Raw genomic sequence first — 15193 nt, forward strand, 5'->3', positions numbered from 1 at the left:
TTCACGCGCCGTCATCCCGGACGGAGCGAAGCGCAGATCCGGGATCCATGCCGGAGCGCCGGCAGGAGAGGGTCCGGAATGGATTCGGGTCTCCATGCGGTCGCCCGGGATGACTGTTATTACGGAGACAGAGTGAGCGTATGAGTTTGCGCGTCATCTTCATGGGCACGCCGGATTTCGCTGTGCCGGTGCTGACCGAGATCGTCGGCCAGGGGCACGAGGTCGTTTCCTGCTACACCCGCGCTCCGGCGCAGGCCGGTCGCGGCCTCGAATTGAAGCCCTCGCCGGTGCATCGCGCCGCCGAGCGCTTCGGCATCCCGGTCTTCACGCCCGCCACGCTCAAGACGCCGGAACAGGCCGAGATCATCGCCTCGCACCAGGCCGATGTCGCGGTCGTCGTCGCCTATGGCATGATCCTGCCCCAGGCGATCCTCGACCTGCCCGCGCTTGGCTGCCTCAACCTCCATGCCTCGTTGCTGCCCCGCTGGCGCGGCGCTGCGCCGATCCAGCGCGCGATCATGGCCGGCGATGCCGAGAGCGGCGTCTGCGTGATGAAGATGGAGGCCGGCCTCGATACCGGCCCCGTCGCCATGGTCGAGAGCCTCGCCATCGGCCCGGACATGACCGCCGGCGAGTTGCACGACCGTTTGAGCCCTCTCGGTGCCGACCTGATGGTGCGTGCGCTCGCAGCGCTCGGGCGCGGCGGCCTTCAGTTCACGCCGCAGCCGGAGGACGGCGTGACCTATGCCAGCAAGATCACCAATGCCGAGGCGAAGCTGAGCTGGGCGCTGCCGGCGCAACAGGTCCATGATCTCGTGCGCGGCCTCTCGCCCTTCCCGGGCGCCTTCGCCGAGATCGACCTGGGCAAGGGGCCGGAGCGGCTGAAGATCCTGCGCACGGCCCGTGCCGGCGGCGCGGCCGAGCCCGGCACGCTACTCGACGACGAGGGCACGGTTGCCTGTGCCGTCGGCGCGGTGAAGCTGCTGCAGGTCCAGCGCGCCGGCAAGGCGCCGATGAGCGGGGCCGAGTTCCTGCGCGGCGCCCGGCTCGGAGCCGGCGGCAAGCTCTGATGCCGCGCTACAAGCTCGTCATCGAGTACGACGGCACGCCGTTCTCGGGGTGGCAGCGGCAGCTCAACGGTCCGTCCGTGCAGCAGAGCGTCGAGGAGGCGGTCGAGGCCTTCTGCGGCCATCCCGTCCGCCTGCATTGCGCCGGTCGGACCGATGCAGGCGTCCACGCTATCCATCAGGTCGCGCATGTCGATATCGACAAGGAATGGCGCACCGATGTCGTGCGCGACGCGACCAACGCGCGGCTGAAGCGGATTCCAGTCGCCGTGCTCAGCGCCGAATTGGTGCCCGGCGATTTCGACGCCCGCATCTCGGCGCGGCGCCGTTATTACGTCTATCGCATCCTCGACCGCCGGGCCCAGCCGGCGCTGGAGCGCGAGCGAGTCTGGCATGTGCCGGTCAAGCTCGATCACGAGGCGATGGACCGCGCGGCCAAGGCGCTGCTCGGCCAGCACGATTTCACCACCTTCCGTGCCGCCGAATGCCAGGCCAACAGCCCGATCCGCACGCTCGACCGCTGCGATGTCCGCCGCGAGGGCTCCGAGATCGTGGTCTACGTCCACGCCCGCTCCTTCCTGCATCATCAGGTCCGCTCGATCGTCGGCTGCCTGAAGATGGTCGGGATGGGCCGCTGGCCGGAGAGCAAGGTCGGGAAAGTGCTGGCCGCGCGCGACCGCTCGCAATGCGCCGCGCTGGCGCCGTCCTGTGGGCTTTATCTCGCCGGTGTCGACTATGTGGAGCAGCCGACCTGAAGCCGGCGCGTTTCAGAACAGGCCAAACAGGCGGGTGACGCCGTAGTCGAGTACCAGGCTGGCCGCGACCAGCGGCAGGGCGATGCCGTGCAGTTCCGGCCCGAAGACCGCCTGCGCCACGCAATAGCGCAGCCGCAGCACGATCGCGGCGAAGAACAGCGACTGCACGACGGCAAGCGTCGGCGGTGCCCAGCCGATCGCGAACACCGCGGCCGGAACCGCCATCAGGCTAGCCGAGACGATGCCCGCCCAGTTCCAGGCGATGACGAAGCTGGTGAAGCGCGGTGTCTGAGCCAGGGCAGGGCGCAAGGCGATCAGCAGGGCAGGCACGGCGAGGATCGTCAGCGCCAGCGCCGCGATCACCGACAGCACGAGCGTCGGCGCGGTGAACAGCCCAGCGCTGTTCGGCAGCCCGGCCGCCAGGCGCACAGCGGCGAGAATGGCGATCGTCGCCGGCAGCATCAGCGCGAAGCCGAGGAAGGAGCGCCAGAACCCGTCTCGCGTCAGGTCGAGTTCGGGCAGGGCTTCGGCCCCACGGGTCATCAGGTGCCAGGAGCCGCGCAGTGAACGCGCGACGTCATCGGCTGCCAGCCTCATCACGGTCTCCAACATCTGCGATCTTAGACTTTCGTCTAACTGCGATAATTGGGCCGTGGTTCCTGCGCGTCAAGCGTGATGCTGCGCTGCAAAATAGCTGGCGAGCAGACGATGCGTGATCCGCTGGAGCGACACGAGGTCGGCGACCGCGACGCATTCGTCGATCTGGTGCATCGTCTTGCCGACGACGCCGTATTCGACGACGGGGCAGTAATTCTTGATGAAGCGCGCGTCTGAGGTGCCGCCCGTGGTCGAGAGCGCCGGGCGCTTGCCGGTCTCGGCCTCGATCGCGTCGGCGACGATCGCGACGAAGGGACCGGGTTCGGTCAGGAAGGCGACTGCATTGGTCGGCTGGATCTCGAGCGTGTAGCGCACCTGATTGCCGGCAGCCTCGCGCAGGCGCCGCTCCAGTTCGGCGGCCAGCGTCTCCGGCGTCCAGGTATCGTTGAAGCGGATGTTGAAGGCGGCCTTCGCCTGAGCCGGGATGACATTCGTCGCGGGGTTGCCGACATCGAGCGTGGTCACTTCGAGATTGCTCGGGTCGAAATGCCCGGTGCCGCCGTCGAGCGGCGTGGCGTCGAGGGCGGCGAGCAGGCGGACCATGCCGCGGATCGGATTGTCGGCAAGATGGGGATAGCCGACATGACCCTGCGTTCCCTGCACGGTGAGCTTGCCGGTCAGCGATCCTCGCCGACCGATCTTGATCATGTCGCTCATCGTTGCCGGATTGGTCGGCTCGCCGAGGATGCAATGGTCGAAGCGCTCGCCGCGCTCATGCGCCCAGGCCAGTAGCTTGACCGTGCCGTTGACCGAGGGGCCTTCCTCGTCGCCGGTGACCAGGAAGGCGATAGAGCCGGGCGCATCGGGGTTGTCGCGCCGGTAGCGGATCGCCGCCGAAACCATGGCGGCGAGCCCGCCCTTCATGTCGCAGGCGCCGCGGCCGTAGAGCGTACCATTCTCGATCGTGCCGCCGAAGGGCTCGCGCGTCCAGGCGGCTTCATCGCCGACGGGGACGACATCGGTATGGCCGGCGATCACGAAGACCGGGGCCGTATCGCCGATGCGCGCGTAGAGGTTCTCGACATCGGGCGTGCCCGGTTCGCTGAAGACCGGTCGCTCGACCTTATAGCCTTCCGCCGTCAGTACGGCGTCGAGCAGCGCGAGCGCGCCCCCTTCCTCTGGCGTTACCGAAGGGCAGCGGACCAGGGCTTGCGTCAGGGCGACCGGATCGGTCGGATCGAAGGAACGGGTCGGGGCGGAGGAAGTGGGCGCGTCGCTCATTCCGCCGCTTTAGCACTCGCCGCAGCAGCCGCAACCTTATCCTCTTCGGCAGCGGAGGGCATCAGCCCGAGATCGATGAAGGCGGCGACCCAGGCCATGGTCGAGATTGCTTCGAGCGATGGGCGCCAGCCGATCGAGAGCACGGGCCTCAACTGCTCCGGCAGCACGATCGCGCAGACCAGCAGGATGCCGAACAAGGGCATGCTGCCGCGATCCGTGGCGCGCTTTGCCGCCAGCGCGGCCCAAGGGAACAGGGCGAAAGCCTTGGCGAAGGCGGTGATCTCCGCCGCATTCCGAGGAGCCGTCACAAGCGGCGCGATGTGTTGGGTGGCCAACAACACCAGTGCGACGGCGAGGCTGCCGAGCCAGAAAGTCCGCAGCCCGATGCGGCCGTGGAAGTCGGTGAACAGGCGGATCAGTGACATGCTGCAAGCTCCGATGAGCAGTTGTCGCATGGTCAGCTTCGGGGCTGAAGTGGATGGTGAATAAAAGGTTAATCAGGCGCCTAAGAGTTTATCTCGCATGAGAAAGGGCTTGAACGACGCGGGGCTGGCCGTTAGCTGCGCAATGCGCGGCGCTTGTCAGCACGCGGCCTGTCGTTTCCCGTATCGCGAAGAGCAGTTGAGGGGCGCCTCTGTGCAGCCCCAGTGAGGTTTCGAGCATGACCATCCGCTTTCATCGCGGCGACCTGCCGGACGGCTACGACGCCGGATCGAGCGTCGCGATCGACACCGAGACGCTTGGCCTCAATCCGCATCGGGACCGGCTCTGTGTCGTGCAGCTCTCGCGCGGCGACGGCACCGCGGACGTCGTGCAGATCCCGAAGGATGGTGCGCGCCCGAAGAACCTGATCCGCCTGCTCGAGGATCCGGCGGTGCTGAAGCTATTTCATTTCGCCCGCTTCGATGTCGCCGTGCTCAAGCAGGCTTTCGGCGTGGTCACGGCGCCGGTTTACTGCACCAAGATCGCCTCGAAGCTGACCCGTACCTATACCGACCGGCATGGGCTCAAGGATCTCGTGCGCGAACTGCTCGGCGTCGAACTCTCCAAGCAGCAGCAGTCTTCCGACTGGGGCGCGGATACGCTCAGCGAGGCGCAACTTGCCTATGCCGCCTCCGACGTCCTTCATCTCCACGCGCTGCACGAGAAGCTGGAAGCCATGCTGGCGCGCGAGGGGCGGGGGCATCTCGCCCAGGCCTGTTTCCACTTCCTGCCCTATCGCGCCGAACTCGATCTCGCCGGCTGGGGCGAGACGGACATTTTCGCGCACACTTGACAATTTCTAAGGCTTCTTGCGTCAGTCTGCACGCGGGTGAAGCGCGCAGAGGCGCGGCTGCCCGCACGGACGAGCTGCGCGGGGGCGCGATGCGGCCTGTCCTGTGACACGAAAATGCCGTGAGTGGCTGCCATTGCGCGGGGCATGACTTTGGCAATGACCTTGAACGACCCGGCGGCGAGGCTGTCCGCGCAGGCGCTGCGTCGGCGTGCGGCCTTTGGCGCCGCGCGCCGCCATACGCGCCTGGTGCAGATCCTGCGCCGGGTGATTCCGATCGCCGCCGTCGTGCTGGTGATAGGGCTGGTCGTGATTCCCTTCCTCTCGCCGCTGGGCGGGAAGCTCGCCAATGTCTCGATCGGCGCCGTCGGCATCACCGGCGGCAAGGTCAAGATGGAGACGCCGAAGCTCTCGGGCTATCGCAAGGACAACCGGCCTTACCAGGTCACGGCGATCAATGCGTACCAGGAGATCAAGAACCCGACGCAGATCGAGCTGCAGGCCCTGACCGCGCGCATCCAGATGGAGCGCGAGGGCTGGGTGACGGTGAACGCGAAGACCGGCTTGTTCGACACCCAGAAGGAGAAGCTGCGCCTCGTCGACGACGTCAAGATCCGCACCGAGAGCGGCCATGACATGCAGATGCGGGTTGCCGATGTCGACTTCAAATCAGGCACGGTGAACTCGAAGGAGCCGGTCAAGGTCAGCCTCGGTGAAACGACGGTGGACGCCAACACCCTTGACGTGAAGAACAATGGCGAGTTGATCGTCTTCGAGGGGCGGGTGCGGGCCTTCATTCGCAATGCGCCCGCCGGCACGATCGCCGGCCCCGAGCGCGAGGGCAGCAAGCCGATGCCGGAACTGCTGAACGCGAATCGGGTTGCCCCCGCAGAAGCCGCGCCGGCAGGCGACGCCGGGAATGGGAAGAGACAGTGACATGACCATGGTTGGCCAGATGCTCCGTTTCGCGCATGCCCGCGACGCCGCGCTGTTGCTTGCGGCAGGCTTTGCGCTGCTCGGTGCGCCGCAGGAGGCCTTCGCCCAGGCGGCGCAAGGCAAGGCGCGCGGCGGGAACGCGTCCTCGCCGCTCGGCGGCCTCGGCGGCGACAGCAAGGAGCCGATCAAGATCGACGCCGACAAGCTCGATGTGCTCGACAAGGAGAACAAGGCGATCTTCTCCGGCAATGTCGTCGCCGTGCAGGGCGAGACGACGGTTCGCTGCACGGTGATGACCGTGCTCTACGAGGGCCGTGGCGGTCCCGGTGGCCGCGGAGCGACGCAGGCTCCGGCGGCCACCCCGGCCCCTGCGGCGGCAGGCGCCGCCGGCGCGCCGGGCAATGACAGCTCGATCAAGCGCATCCTGTGCAAGGGGCCGGTCACGGTCGTTTCGAAGACGCAGGCTGCGAGCTCGGACAATGCCGAGTTCGACCGGGCCAACAATCTCGTCATCATGACCGGCAATGTCGCGCTCAATGACGGGCCGAACATCACCCGCGGCGAGAAGCTGACCTACAACACCGTCACCGGTGTCGCGAATGTCGAGACCGGGAAGGGTGGGCGCGTGCAGGGCCTCTTCGTCCCGAATTCGGGCGATGCCAACAAGAAGGATGCGGGTACCTCCGGCGCCAAGCCGGCCCAGCCTGCGCCGAAGCCCACCAACTGATCGTGCTGCAGTGACCGTTTCCGAAGCGCCTCGTCCCACGCCCGCGCCGTCGCGGCCGGCTCCGCGACCGCAACAGCCGGGCGTGTTCGGCCGGCTGCGCGGGCTTTTGGGCAATCGCGACAAGGATCAGGGTGGGGAGCTTCAGATCCGCTCCAAGGTCACCGCCATCGGCGGGCCGGGCATTCTTGCCGTCGCCGGCCTGCGCAAGAGCTATGGCGGGCGCGCCGTCGTTTCGGATGCGAGCCTCTACCTGCGCCAGGGCGAGGCGGTCGGCCTGCTCGGGCCAAACGGCGCCGGCAAGACCACGATCTTCTATATGATCACCGGGCTGGTTGCGGCCGATGCCGGCATCATCTCGCTTGAGGGCGACGACATCACTGCCCTGCCGATGTATCAGCGCGCGCGCCTCGGCATCGGCTACCTCCCGCAGGAGGCGTCGATCTTCCGCGGCCTGTCGGTCGAGGACAATATCCGCGCGGTGCTGGAAGTGGTCGAGCCCGACCGCAGGGCGCGCGAGCGCCAGCTCGACCAGTTGCTCGAGGAATTCACCATCTCCCGCCTGCGCAAGGCGCCCTCGATCGCGCTCTCCGGCGGCGAGCGCCGGCGCTGCGAGATCGCGCGCGCGCTCGCCGGCAAGCCTTCCTTCGTCCTGCTCGACGAGCCCTTCGCCGGCATCGACCCGATCGCGGTCGGCGACATCCAGGCGCTGGTGCGGCAATTGACCGATCGCGGCATCGGCGTGCTGATCACCGATCACAATGTCCGTGAGACCCTCGGCCTCGTCGATCGCGCCTATATCATCCATTCCGGGCGGGTGCTGACCGAAGGCTCGCCCGCCGAGATCATTGCCAACCCGGACGTACGGCGCGTCTATCTTGGCGAGGATTTCCGTCTCTGAGGCGCTCGGATCGCTGCATCGCGCGTTTGTTGCGGCGCAGCATTTTTCTGCGCGCAGGCATGGCAGAGCCTTTGACGCGGCGGTGAGCCGGCGCTAGTGTTCCTTTCGCAAGCAAGAAGCGTGCCGAGGGTGCGCGAGCGGGAAGGGCCTTTCGCGTATGGCGATGATGCCGCGCATGGAGCTGCGCCAGGGACAGTCCCTGGTGATGACGCCGCAGCTGCTGCAGGCGATCAAGCTCCTGCAACTCTCCCATCTCGAGCTCCAGAATTTCGTCGAGGGCGAGCTCGAGCGCAATCCGCTGCTGGAGCGCGACGAGGCGGCTGATCTGCCGGCGCGCCCGGACGTTGCCCACAGCCCTCACGCCGCCGATGCTGAGAGCTTCGCCAAGGCCGAGAGCCTGCACACGCAGGAGGGCATGGAAGGCCGGCTCGGCACCGGCCTGGACAATGTCTTCCAGAACGAGCAGCCGACCCCGGCGCGCAGCGAGGCAGGCGGCGCCGACAGCCTGCCGATCGTCGGCGGCGCCTATGGCGCGACGGGTGGCTCCTTCGATGGTGATCCCGAAGGCTTCGAGAGCGGCCTGACGGCCGAGGCCTCGCTGCACGACCACCTGATCGCGCAGCTCGATCTTGCCGTGGTCGCGCCGGCCGAGCGCATCATCGGCCGCCACATCATCGATGCTGTCGACGACAGCGGCTATCTCGGCGAGCCACTTGCGGAGATCGCCGAGCGCCTCGGCGTCGCCATCGACAAGGTCGAATCCGTGCTGCGGGTCGTCCAGAGCTTCGACCCCTCCGGCGTTGCCGCACGCGATGTCGCCGAATGCCTGGCGATCCAGCTGCGCGATCGCGATCGTTTCGATCCGGCCATGCAGGCTCTGGTCGCGAACCTGCATCTCGTCGCCAAGCGCGATTTCGCCGCGCTGAAGCGCATCTGCGGCGTCGACGACGAGGATATCGCCGACATGGTCGGTGAGATTCGCCGGCTCGACCCCAAGCCCGGCCGCGCCTTCGGCGGCTCGGCCGCCGAGACCGTGGTGCCCGATGTCTTCATTCGCGCTGCGCCGGACGGCTCCTGGCTGATCGATCTCAACCCGGACACCCTGCCGCGGCTGCTGGTCAACCAGACCTACCATGCGCGCGTCTCCAAAGCGGCCCGCAGCGACGTGGACAAGGCCTTCATCGCCGAATGCCTGCAGACGGCGAACTGGCTGACCCGTTCGCTGGAACAGCGCGCCCGGACGATCCTGAAGGTCGCCAGCGAGATCGTGCGTCAGCAGGACGGCTTCTTTGCTCATGGTGTCGAGCATCTGCGCCCGCTCAATCTCAAGACCGTGGCGGATGCGATCGGCATGCACGAATCGACCGTCTCGCGCGTGACCTCGAACAAGTACCTGACCTGTTCGCGCGGGGTCTTCGAGATGAAGTACTTCTTCTCGGCCGCGATCGCCGCGACCGGTTACGGCGAGGCGCATTCGGCTGAGGCAGTGCGCTTCCGGATCAAGCAGATGATCGACGAGGAGAGGCCGTCCGCGGTTCTCTCGGACGATGCCATCGTCACCCGGCTGAAGGAGGGCGGCATCGACATCGCCCGGCGCACCGTGGCAAAATATCGCGAATCCCTCAGAATCCCGTCCTCGATGGAGCGCAGGCGCGAGAAAGTCGCGATGGCGGCCGCCGATCGCTGAGCCATTTTGTTCCAAAGATTCCGCGCATGCGCGTCATGAATGCGCCGGCTCATTGACAACCCCGACTCCCGGTTCTTAGCTCCTAGAGATGGCCGAACAGGGCCATGGCTAAACCAAGGGGAAGCACTCCATGAGCTTGCGAATCTCCGGCAAGAATCTCGATGTCGGCGAGGCCCTCCGCGGCCAGGCCGAGGAGCGGGTCGCTGCGGCGGTCAGCAAATATTACGAGGGTGGCTACCAGGGCCACGTCACGGTCGACAAGGACGGCTCTGCCTTTCGGACCGACGGCGTCCTGCACCTCTCCTCCGGGATCACGCTGGAAGCCTCCGCCACCGCCCACGATCCCTATGCCAGCCTCGACAAGATGGCTGAGCGCATCGAGAAGCGGCTGCGACGCTACAAGCGCCGGCTTAAGGACCGTTCGGCAAGCAACGGCCGCGATGCGGGAATCGAAATCCCCAGCTATGTGATCGCCGCTCCCGACGATGATATCGAGGATTTCGATGGGGTCGCGACCGGGGATAACCCGGTGATCGTCGCAGAATCGACCAAATCCCTGCATGTCCGGACGGTGGGCGATGCGGTGGCCGAGCTCGACCTCACCGGCACGCCGGTCGTCGTCTTCAGGCACGCTGGCAATGGCCGCATGAACATCGTATACCGCCGCCGCGACGGCAATATCGGCTGGATCGACCCGCCGGCATCGCTGTCCTGAGGCCGGCGGGCGATCCGCTCAGGCCGTCGAACCTGACCCGTGCCGACGCAATTCGGCCGGCACGGGACATGCATGGACGGGCGAATGACGCTGACCGATCTCCTGAGCCCTGCGGCGGTGATTTCGCCGCTGCGGGCCAACGGCAAGAAGCAGGCTCTGCAGGAGCTCGCTCAGCATGCCGCCACCCTGACGGGCCTGCCGGACCGCGAGCTTTTCGAAGCCCTGCTCCAGCGCGAGCGTCTCGGCTCCACCGGCATCGGTGAGGGCATTGCTATCCCGCATGGCCGGATGCCCGGCATCGACCGCCTGATCGGGCTCTTCGCCAAGACCGAGAAGCCGATCGATTTCGACGCGCTGGATGGTCAGCCCGTCGATATCATCTTCGTGTTGATCGCGCCCGAGGGCGCTGGCGCCGACCATCTCAAGGCCTTGGCCCGCGTCGCGCGCGTTTTGCGCAACCAGTCTGTTCTGGAACAGGTCCGCAAGGTCCGCGATCCCGCGGCGATCTACGCGATCCTCGCCGAATCGGCCGCGCAGGCGGCCTAGGCTTAAACGCATTAAAGACTGCTTGGACGATCCCGGCCGACGGGCTATGACCCCGGCTGGATCGGCGTCGCGTCTTCCATGTTCTGATCGCGGCGCAATTTGTTTCGGAGCCGCTGGTCATGGCCTATACGCATGTCGATCTCTTCCCGCTCGGCGAGGACACGACGCCCTATCGCAAGCTCGGCAGCGAGGGCGTCAGCGTCGAGAAGATCGGCGATCGCGAGGTCCTGAGTGTCTCGCGCGAGGCGATCCGCCAGCTCTCCGAACAGGCCTTCATCGACATCAACCACCTTCTGCGCCCCGGCCATCTCGCCCAGCTCGGCAAGATCCTGGACGACCCCGAGGCCACCTCGAACGACAAGTTCGTCGCCTATGACCTGCTGAAGAACGCCAATATCGCCGCCGGCGGCGTCCTGCCGATGTGCCAGGATACCGGTACCGCCATCATCATGGGCAAGAAGGGCCGCAAGGTCTGGACCGATGGCGACGACGAGGCTGCGCTCGGCGAGGGCGTGGCGGACGCCTATTTCAAGCGCAACCTGCGCTATTCTCAGCTCGCACCGCTCTCGATGTTCGAGGAGAAGAACACAGCGACCAACCTGCCGGCGCAGATCGACATCTATGCCGAGGGTGAGGACGCCTATAAATTCCTCTTCGTCTGCAAGGGCGGCGGCTCGGCCAACAAGACCTTTCTCTATCAGGCCACGCCCTCGCTCCTGACCAAGGACCGCATGATGGCGTTCCTGAAGGAGAAGATCCTGACGCTCGGCACGGCGGCCTGCCCGCCCTACCATCTCGCCATCGTCATCGGCGGCACCTCGGCCGAGCAGAACCTCAAGACGGTGAAGCTCGCCTCGACCAAGTATCTCGACGCGCTGCCGACGAAGGGTTCGCCCTCCGGCCATGCCTTCCGCGACCTCGAGATGGAGGAAGAGGTCCACAAGATGACGCAGGCGCTCGGCGTCGGCGCGCAGTTCGGCGGCAAGTATTTCTGCCATGACGTACGCGTCATCCGCCTGCCGCGCCACGGCGCCTCGCTGCCGATCGGCCTCGGCGTTTCCTGCTCGGCCGACCGCCAGGCCAAGGGCAAGATCACCAAGGACGGCATCTTCCTGGAGGCGCTGGAGACCGATCCCTCGAAGTACCTGCCGGATGTGGATGAAGCGGCGCTCGGCGGCTCGGTCGTCAAGATTGATCTCAACCAGCCGATGAGCGCGATTCTGGCCACGCTTTCGCAGCATCCGGTCAAGACACGCCTGTCGCTGACCGGCACGATCGTCGTCGCCCGCGATCTCGCCCATGCCAAGATCCGCGAGCGGCTGGAGCGCGGCGAGGGCATGCCCGACTATTTCAAGAACCACCCGGTCTATTACGCCGGTCCGGCCAAGACGCCTGAGGGCTTCGCCTCCGGCTCCTTCGGCCCGACCACGGCCGGCCGCATGGATTCCTTCGTCGACCAGTTCCAGTCCTTCGGCGGCTCGATGGTGATGCTGGCCAAGGGCAACCGCTCGGCCGCCGTGCGCGAGGCCTGCAAGGCCCATGGCGGCTTCTATCTCGGCTCGATCGGTGGCCCGGCGGCGCGTCTCGCTCAGGACTGCATCCGCAAGGTCGAGGTGCTCGAATATCCCGAGCTCGGCATGGAGGCGGTCTGGCGGATCGAGGTCGAGGATTTCCCGGCCTTTATCGTCATCGACGACAAGGGCAACGACTTCTTTAGGGAGTTGAACCTCGGATGAGGCTCGCCCTGACCCTGGCGGCTCTTCTGCTGGCCGGCCCGGCGCTGGCTCAGCAGCCGCGCCCGGCGACCTGCTCGCGCGACCTGTTCCAGAACGAGGCCGGTTTCCGCTTGCAGCAGACGCGGCTCGCGGGAGTGGCCACTGCCGACCAGGCGACGCAATGCCGGACCTATCGCGACCATGTCGCCTATCTCCAGAAGGCCCGTTCGGTCTTCGCCGCCTGCCAGAGCGGGGCGGAGCGCGAACGCAATGTCGCGGAGATGGATTCCGAGCTGGTGAACTACCGCGCGCTGATCGCCAACCGCTGCGGCGGGCGGTAAGAAACATCTGAGACGTTCGAAAGGCCTGCCATGACCGACCCGCAGCCGCCGCTCCAGATTGCCGTCGTTCCGGTGACGCCGTTCCAGCAGAATTGCGCGATCGTCTGGGAGCCGAAGTCGAACCAGGCCGCGATCGTCGATCCCGGTGGCGACGTCCCGCGCTTGCAGGCCGCCATCAAGGAGCTCGGCGTCACGCCGGTCGCGATCTGGCTGACCCATGGCCATCTCGACCATGCCGGCGGCGCGACCGAACTGGCCACGGCGCTCTCGATCCCGATCGTCGGACCGCATGAGGGCGACAAGCCTCTGCTCGATGCCTTGCCGGAGCAGGGCTTGCGCTTCGATATCCCCGGTATGAAGGCGGTCACGCCGACGCGCTGGCTCGACGAGGGCGACACAGTCTCGCTCGGCGACCTGACCTTTGAGGTCGCGCATGTGCCGGGCCACTCGCCGGGCCATGTCACCTTCTTTCAGAAGGACCTGCGCTTCCTGCTGGCGGGCGATACCGTCTTCGCCGGCTCGGTCGGCCGTACCGACTTCCCCTATGGCGACCACGAAGCGCTGATCTCGGGGATCAAGACGAAGCTCCTGCCGCTTGGCGACGATGTCCAGTTCCTGCCTGGCCATGGCCCGGCGAGCACGCTGGGCGAGGAGCGGCAGAACAATCCGTTCCTGCAGAGCTGACAGAAGTCGTGACGTCATGCTCGCTCTTGTAGCGAGCATCCACGTCTTGAACACAGCCCTCGGCCATTGAAGATGTAACGGTCGCGGCCAATCTGGCCGAGGCGGAAGGTTGAAACGAAAAGACCCGCAGCGGATATCCGCTACGGGCCTCGGAATAAACCAACGGCCATGTCCTGAACGAGTGCGCGTACATCCGGCGTCAAACGTTCGGCCCATGGCCGTCTTCAACGGCGCTGGAGAGCTGTGGAACGCTCTCGACATCGCCGTGATCCTGAGATGGGAACGCCGGTTCCCGATTACAAGGGCTCGCCTGAAAAAGATCGACGCCACTCGTAGAGCGCGTCCGGCTCGCCCTCTTCGTTGCGCTCACCGTCGTTGAGATCGACGAGGCGGAAGCCATGGCGCTCGTAGAAGGCGCGGGCGGCTGTGTTCCGCTGGAAGGTGAACAGGGTCAGGCGTTCCGGGCTGCGCTCTTTCGCCTTCGCAAGCAGCAGCGAGCCGATGCCGCGCCTGAACTGGCCCGGCAGCAGATAGAGCTGGTCGAGATTCTCGCCGTCGAGGCAGAGGAAGCCGAGAATGCGCCGGGCCTTCCGTGCCACCCAGGTCTCGCCGCTGACGAGCCTGACATGCGTGATCCAGCCCCGCACCTCGTCGTCGCTATGGACACGGCGCAGATAGGGCAGGGCTTCCGCGCGCGAGGCCAGATAGAGCTCCGCGATCTCCCCGGCATCCCGGGGAGAGGCGCGTTCGGTCGTGACGGCAGGCGTCGCGCCCATGCCCGAAGGCGTGCCTCAAGCGTCGAAGACGCCGAGCAGGAAGTCCTGCTTGCCGATCTGGAAGCCGTTCTGGCGCAGGATGTCGTAGGCCGTCGTGGCGTGGAAATAGAAGTTCGGGATGGCGAAGCGGGTGAGATAGGCCTCGCCCGTCATCGTTGCGGTCGCCGAGGGGCCGCGCGGGAAGGTGACCTCGCGGGCAAGCCCGGCATCGAGCGCAGCGCTGTCCGCCGCTGCGACGAAGGCGAGCGTCTTGGCGATGCGCTCCTTGAGTTCCGGGAAGCTCTTCTCCTCGTCGGGGAAGCGCGGGTTCTCGCTGCCGGAGAGGCGCGCGACCGCGTTCTTGGCGAAGTCGCAGCAGAGCTGGATCTGGCGCGTGAAGGCCAGCATGTCCGGTGCGAGCCGGGCGGAGAGCAGAACTTCCGGCTGGATCTTGCGGGTCTCGGCCTGGGCGACGGCCTTGTCGAGAATGGCGTCGAGCGCCTTGAGCGTCTGCACGAAGCCGGAAAGGGCGGCGGCCTTGACTGTGAGCGTCATGGGAAATCCTCGGAAACGACAACGGGCCCGGAAAGGGCCCGCTGCGTGAATCTATAGAGGAGATTTTTCTGCGGCGCTCTGCGCTGGCAGATCAATCCTTCGCGCGCTCGACATAGGAGCCGTCGGCGGTCATCACGACGACGCGGGTGCCGACGCCGACATGCGGGGGCACGGCGCTGCGCACGCCGTTCGACAGGATCGCCGGCTTGTAGGAGGAGGAAGCCGTCTGGCCCTTGGTCACCGGCTCGGTCTCGACGACTTCGAGCGTGACGCGCTGCGGCAGTTCGATCGCGACGGCCTTGTCCTCGAACACCGAGAGCGAGACCTTCATGTTCTCCTGGAGATAGGGGGCGGCGTCGCCGACCACGTCCTTGTCGACATGGATCTGGTCGTAGGTCTCCGGGTTCATGAAGACGTACTGCTCGCCGTCCTGGTAGAGATAGGTGAAGTCGCGATCCTCGACATAGGCGCGCTCGACCTGCTCGGTCGTCTTGTAGCGCTGCGTCATCTTCACGCCGTCGGCGATGCGGCGCATGTCGATCTGTGTCGTCGGGGTGCCCTTGCCGGGGAAGAAGCTCTCAGCCGAGATGACGGTGCAGAGATGTCCGTCGAGTTCGAGGACGTTGCCCTTGCGGACGGAAGAGGCGATGACCTTGACCAC

Annotated in this window: 18 protein-coding genes; 12 read left to right on the plus strand and 6 right to left on the minus strand. The window is 66.4% G+C overall.

Annotated elements, in window-relative coordinates:
• The first annotated feature begins 140 nt into the window (after positions 1-140).
• Entirely contained in the window at positions 141-1070 is a 930-nt protein-coding gene (gene fmt, locus Q0Q36_RS03590; RefSeq protein WP_293795580.1) for a methionyl-tRNA formyltransferase, read from the plus strand.
• Positions 1070-1822, plus strand: coding sequence for a tRNA pseudouridine(38-40) synthase TruA (gene truA / locus Q0Q36_RS03595; protein ID WP_293795583.1), 753 nt, complete (start codon positions 1070-1072; stop codon positions 1820-1822). Before fmt ends, truA begins: the two co-directional genes overlap by 1 nt.
• A 12-nt stretch (positions 1823-1834) precedes the next feature.
• Here truA and Q0Q36_RS03600 read toward each other — a convergent pair whose 3' ends face one another.
• The 3 genes from Q0Q36_RS03600 to Q0Q36_RS03610 all read right to left on the minus strand — a co-directional run bounded on the left by Q0Q36_RS03600 (position 1835) and on the right by Q0Q36_RS03610 (position 4125).
• Entirely contained in the window at positions 1835-2419 is a 585-nt protein-coding gene (locus tag Q0Q36_RS03600) for a hypothetical protein (RefSeq protein WP_293795585.1), read from the minus strand.
• 69 nt (positions 2420-2488) lie between these two features.
• Positions 2489-3700 (minus strand): succinyl-diaminopimelate desuccinylase, encoded by a 1212-nt coding sequence (gene dapE, locus Q0Q36_RS03605; protein ID WP_293795586.1) that lies wholly within the window; start codon positions 3698-3700, stop codon positions 2489-2491.
• On the minus strand, positions 3697-4125 hold the full coding sequence (locus Q0Q36_RS03610; protein WP_293795588.1) for a DUF805 domain-containing protein: 429 nt from the start codon (positions 4123-4125) through the stop codon (positions 3697-3699). Before Q0Q36_RS03610 ends, dapE begins: the two co-directional genes overlap by 4 nt.
• Positions 4126-4361: 236 nt before the next feature.
• Here Q0Q36_RS03610 and Q0Q36_RS03615 point away from each other — a divergent pair, with 236 nt between their 5' ends.
• The 10 genes from Q0Q36_RS03615 to Q0Q36_RS03660 all read left to right on the plus strand — a co-directional run bounded on the left by Q0Q36_RS03615 (position 4362) and on the right by Q0Q36_RS03660 (position 13222).
• Positions 4362-4976: a ribonuclease D gene (locus tag Q0Q36_RS03615; RefSeq protein WP_293795589.1), complete on the plus strand. Its 615-nt coding sequence runs from the start codon at positions 4362-4364 to the stop codon at positions 4974-4976.
• Between the two features lie 156 nt (positions 4977-5132).
• Entirely contained in the window at positions 5133-5909 is a 777-nt protein-coding gene (gene lptC / locus Q0Q36_RS03620; protein ID WP_293795590.1) for an LPS export ABC transporter periplasmic protein LptC, read from the plus strand.
• Between the two features lies 1 nt (position 5910).
• The gene (locus Q0Q36_RS03625; protein ID WP_293795592.1) at positions 5911-6636 is read left to right on the plus strand and encodes an LptA/OstA family protein; all 726 of its coding nucleotides are present in this window, start codon (positions 5911-5913) and stop codon (positions 6634-6636) included.
• Entirely contained in the window at positions 6581-7534 is a 954-nt protein-coding gene (lptB, locus tag Q0Q36_RS03630; RefSeq protein WP_293795594.1) for an LPS export ABC transporter ATP-binding protein, read from the plus strand. Before Q0Q36_RS03625 ends, lptB begins: the two co-directional genes overlap by 56 nt.
• 157 nt (positions 7535-7691) lie before the next feature.
• Positions 7692-9221 (plus strand): RNA polymerase factor sigma-54, encoded by a 1530-nt coding sequence (gene rpoN / locus Q0Q36_RS03635; RefSeq protein WP_293795596.1) that lies wholly within the window; start codon positions 7692-7694, stop codon positions 9219-9221.
• Positions 9222-9351: 130 nt separating this feature from the next.
• The gene (gene raiA / locus Q0Q36_RS03640; RefSeq protein WP_293795597.1) at positions 9352-9936 is read left to right on the plus strand and encodes a ribosome-associated translation inhibitor RaiA; all 585 of its coding nucleotides are present in this window, start codon (positions 9352-9354) and stop codon (positions 9934-9936) included.
• Between the two features lie 84 nt (positions 9937-10020).
• The gene (gene ptsN / locus Q0Q36_RS03645) at positions 10021-10482 is read left to right on the plus strand and encodes a PTS IIA-like nitrogen regulatory protein PtsN (protein WP_293795599.1); all 462 of its coding nucleotides are present in this window, start codon (positions 10021-10023) and stop codon (positions 10480-10482) included.
• A gap of 119 nt (positions 10483-10601) precedes the next feature.
• Positions 10602-12218, plus strand: a complete 1617-nt coding sequence (locus tag Q0Q36_RS03650; protein ID WP_293795600.1) for a fumarate hydratase — start codon at positions 10602-10604, stop codon at positions 12216-12218.
• A complete protein-coding gene (locus tag Q0Q36_RS03655; RefSeq protein ID WP_293795601.1) occupies positions 12215-12538 on the plus strand; it encodes a hypothetical protein in 324 nt (107 codons plus the stop codon). The genes Q0Q36_RS03650 and Q0Q36_RS03655 overlap by 4 nt, the downstream gene beginning before the upstream one ends.
• A 30-nt stretch (positions 12539-12568) precedes the next feature.
• Entirely contained in the window at positions 12569-13222 is a 654-nt protein-coding gene (locus Q0Q36_RS03660; protein ID WP_293795603.1) for an MBL fold metallo-hydrolase, read from the plus strand.
• A 296-nt stretch (positions 13223-13518) separates the two neighbouring features.
• On the opposite strand, the gene Q0Q36_RS03665 is transcribed toward Q0Q36_RS03660, so the two are convergent.
• The 3 genes from Q0Q36_RS03665 to efp all read right to left on the minus strand — a co-directional run bounded on the left by Q0Q36_RS03665 (position 13519) and on the right by efp (position 15193).
• Positions 13519-13998: a GNAT family N-acetyltransferase gene (locus Q0Q36_RS03665; RefSeq protein WP_293795604.1), complete on the minus strand. Its 480-nt coding sequence runs from the start codon at positions 13996-13998 to the stop codon at positions 13519-13521.
• A gap of 15 nt (positions 13999-14013) precedes the next feature.
• Entirely contained in the window at positions 14014-14532 is a 519-nt protein-coding gene (locus Q0Q36_RS03670; RefSeq protein ID WP_293795606.1) for a DUF1993 family protein, read from the minus strand.
• A 91-nt stretch (positions 14533-14623) separates the two neighbouring features.
• A complete protein-coding gene (gene efp / locus Q0Q36_RS03675) occupies positions 14624-15193 on the minus strand; it encodes an elongation factor P (protein ID WP_038360488.1) in 570 nt (189 codons plus the stop codon).

Origin of the sequence: uncultured Allobosea sp., assembly GCF_945957345.1 — a bacterium.
GTDB lineage: Bacteria > Pseudomonadota > Alphaproteobacteria > Rhizobiales > Beijerinckiaceae > Allobosea.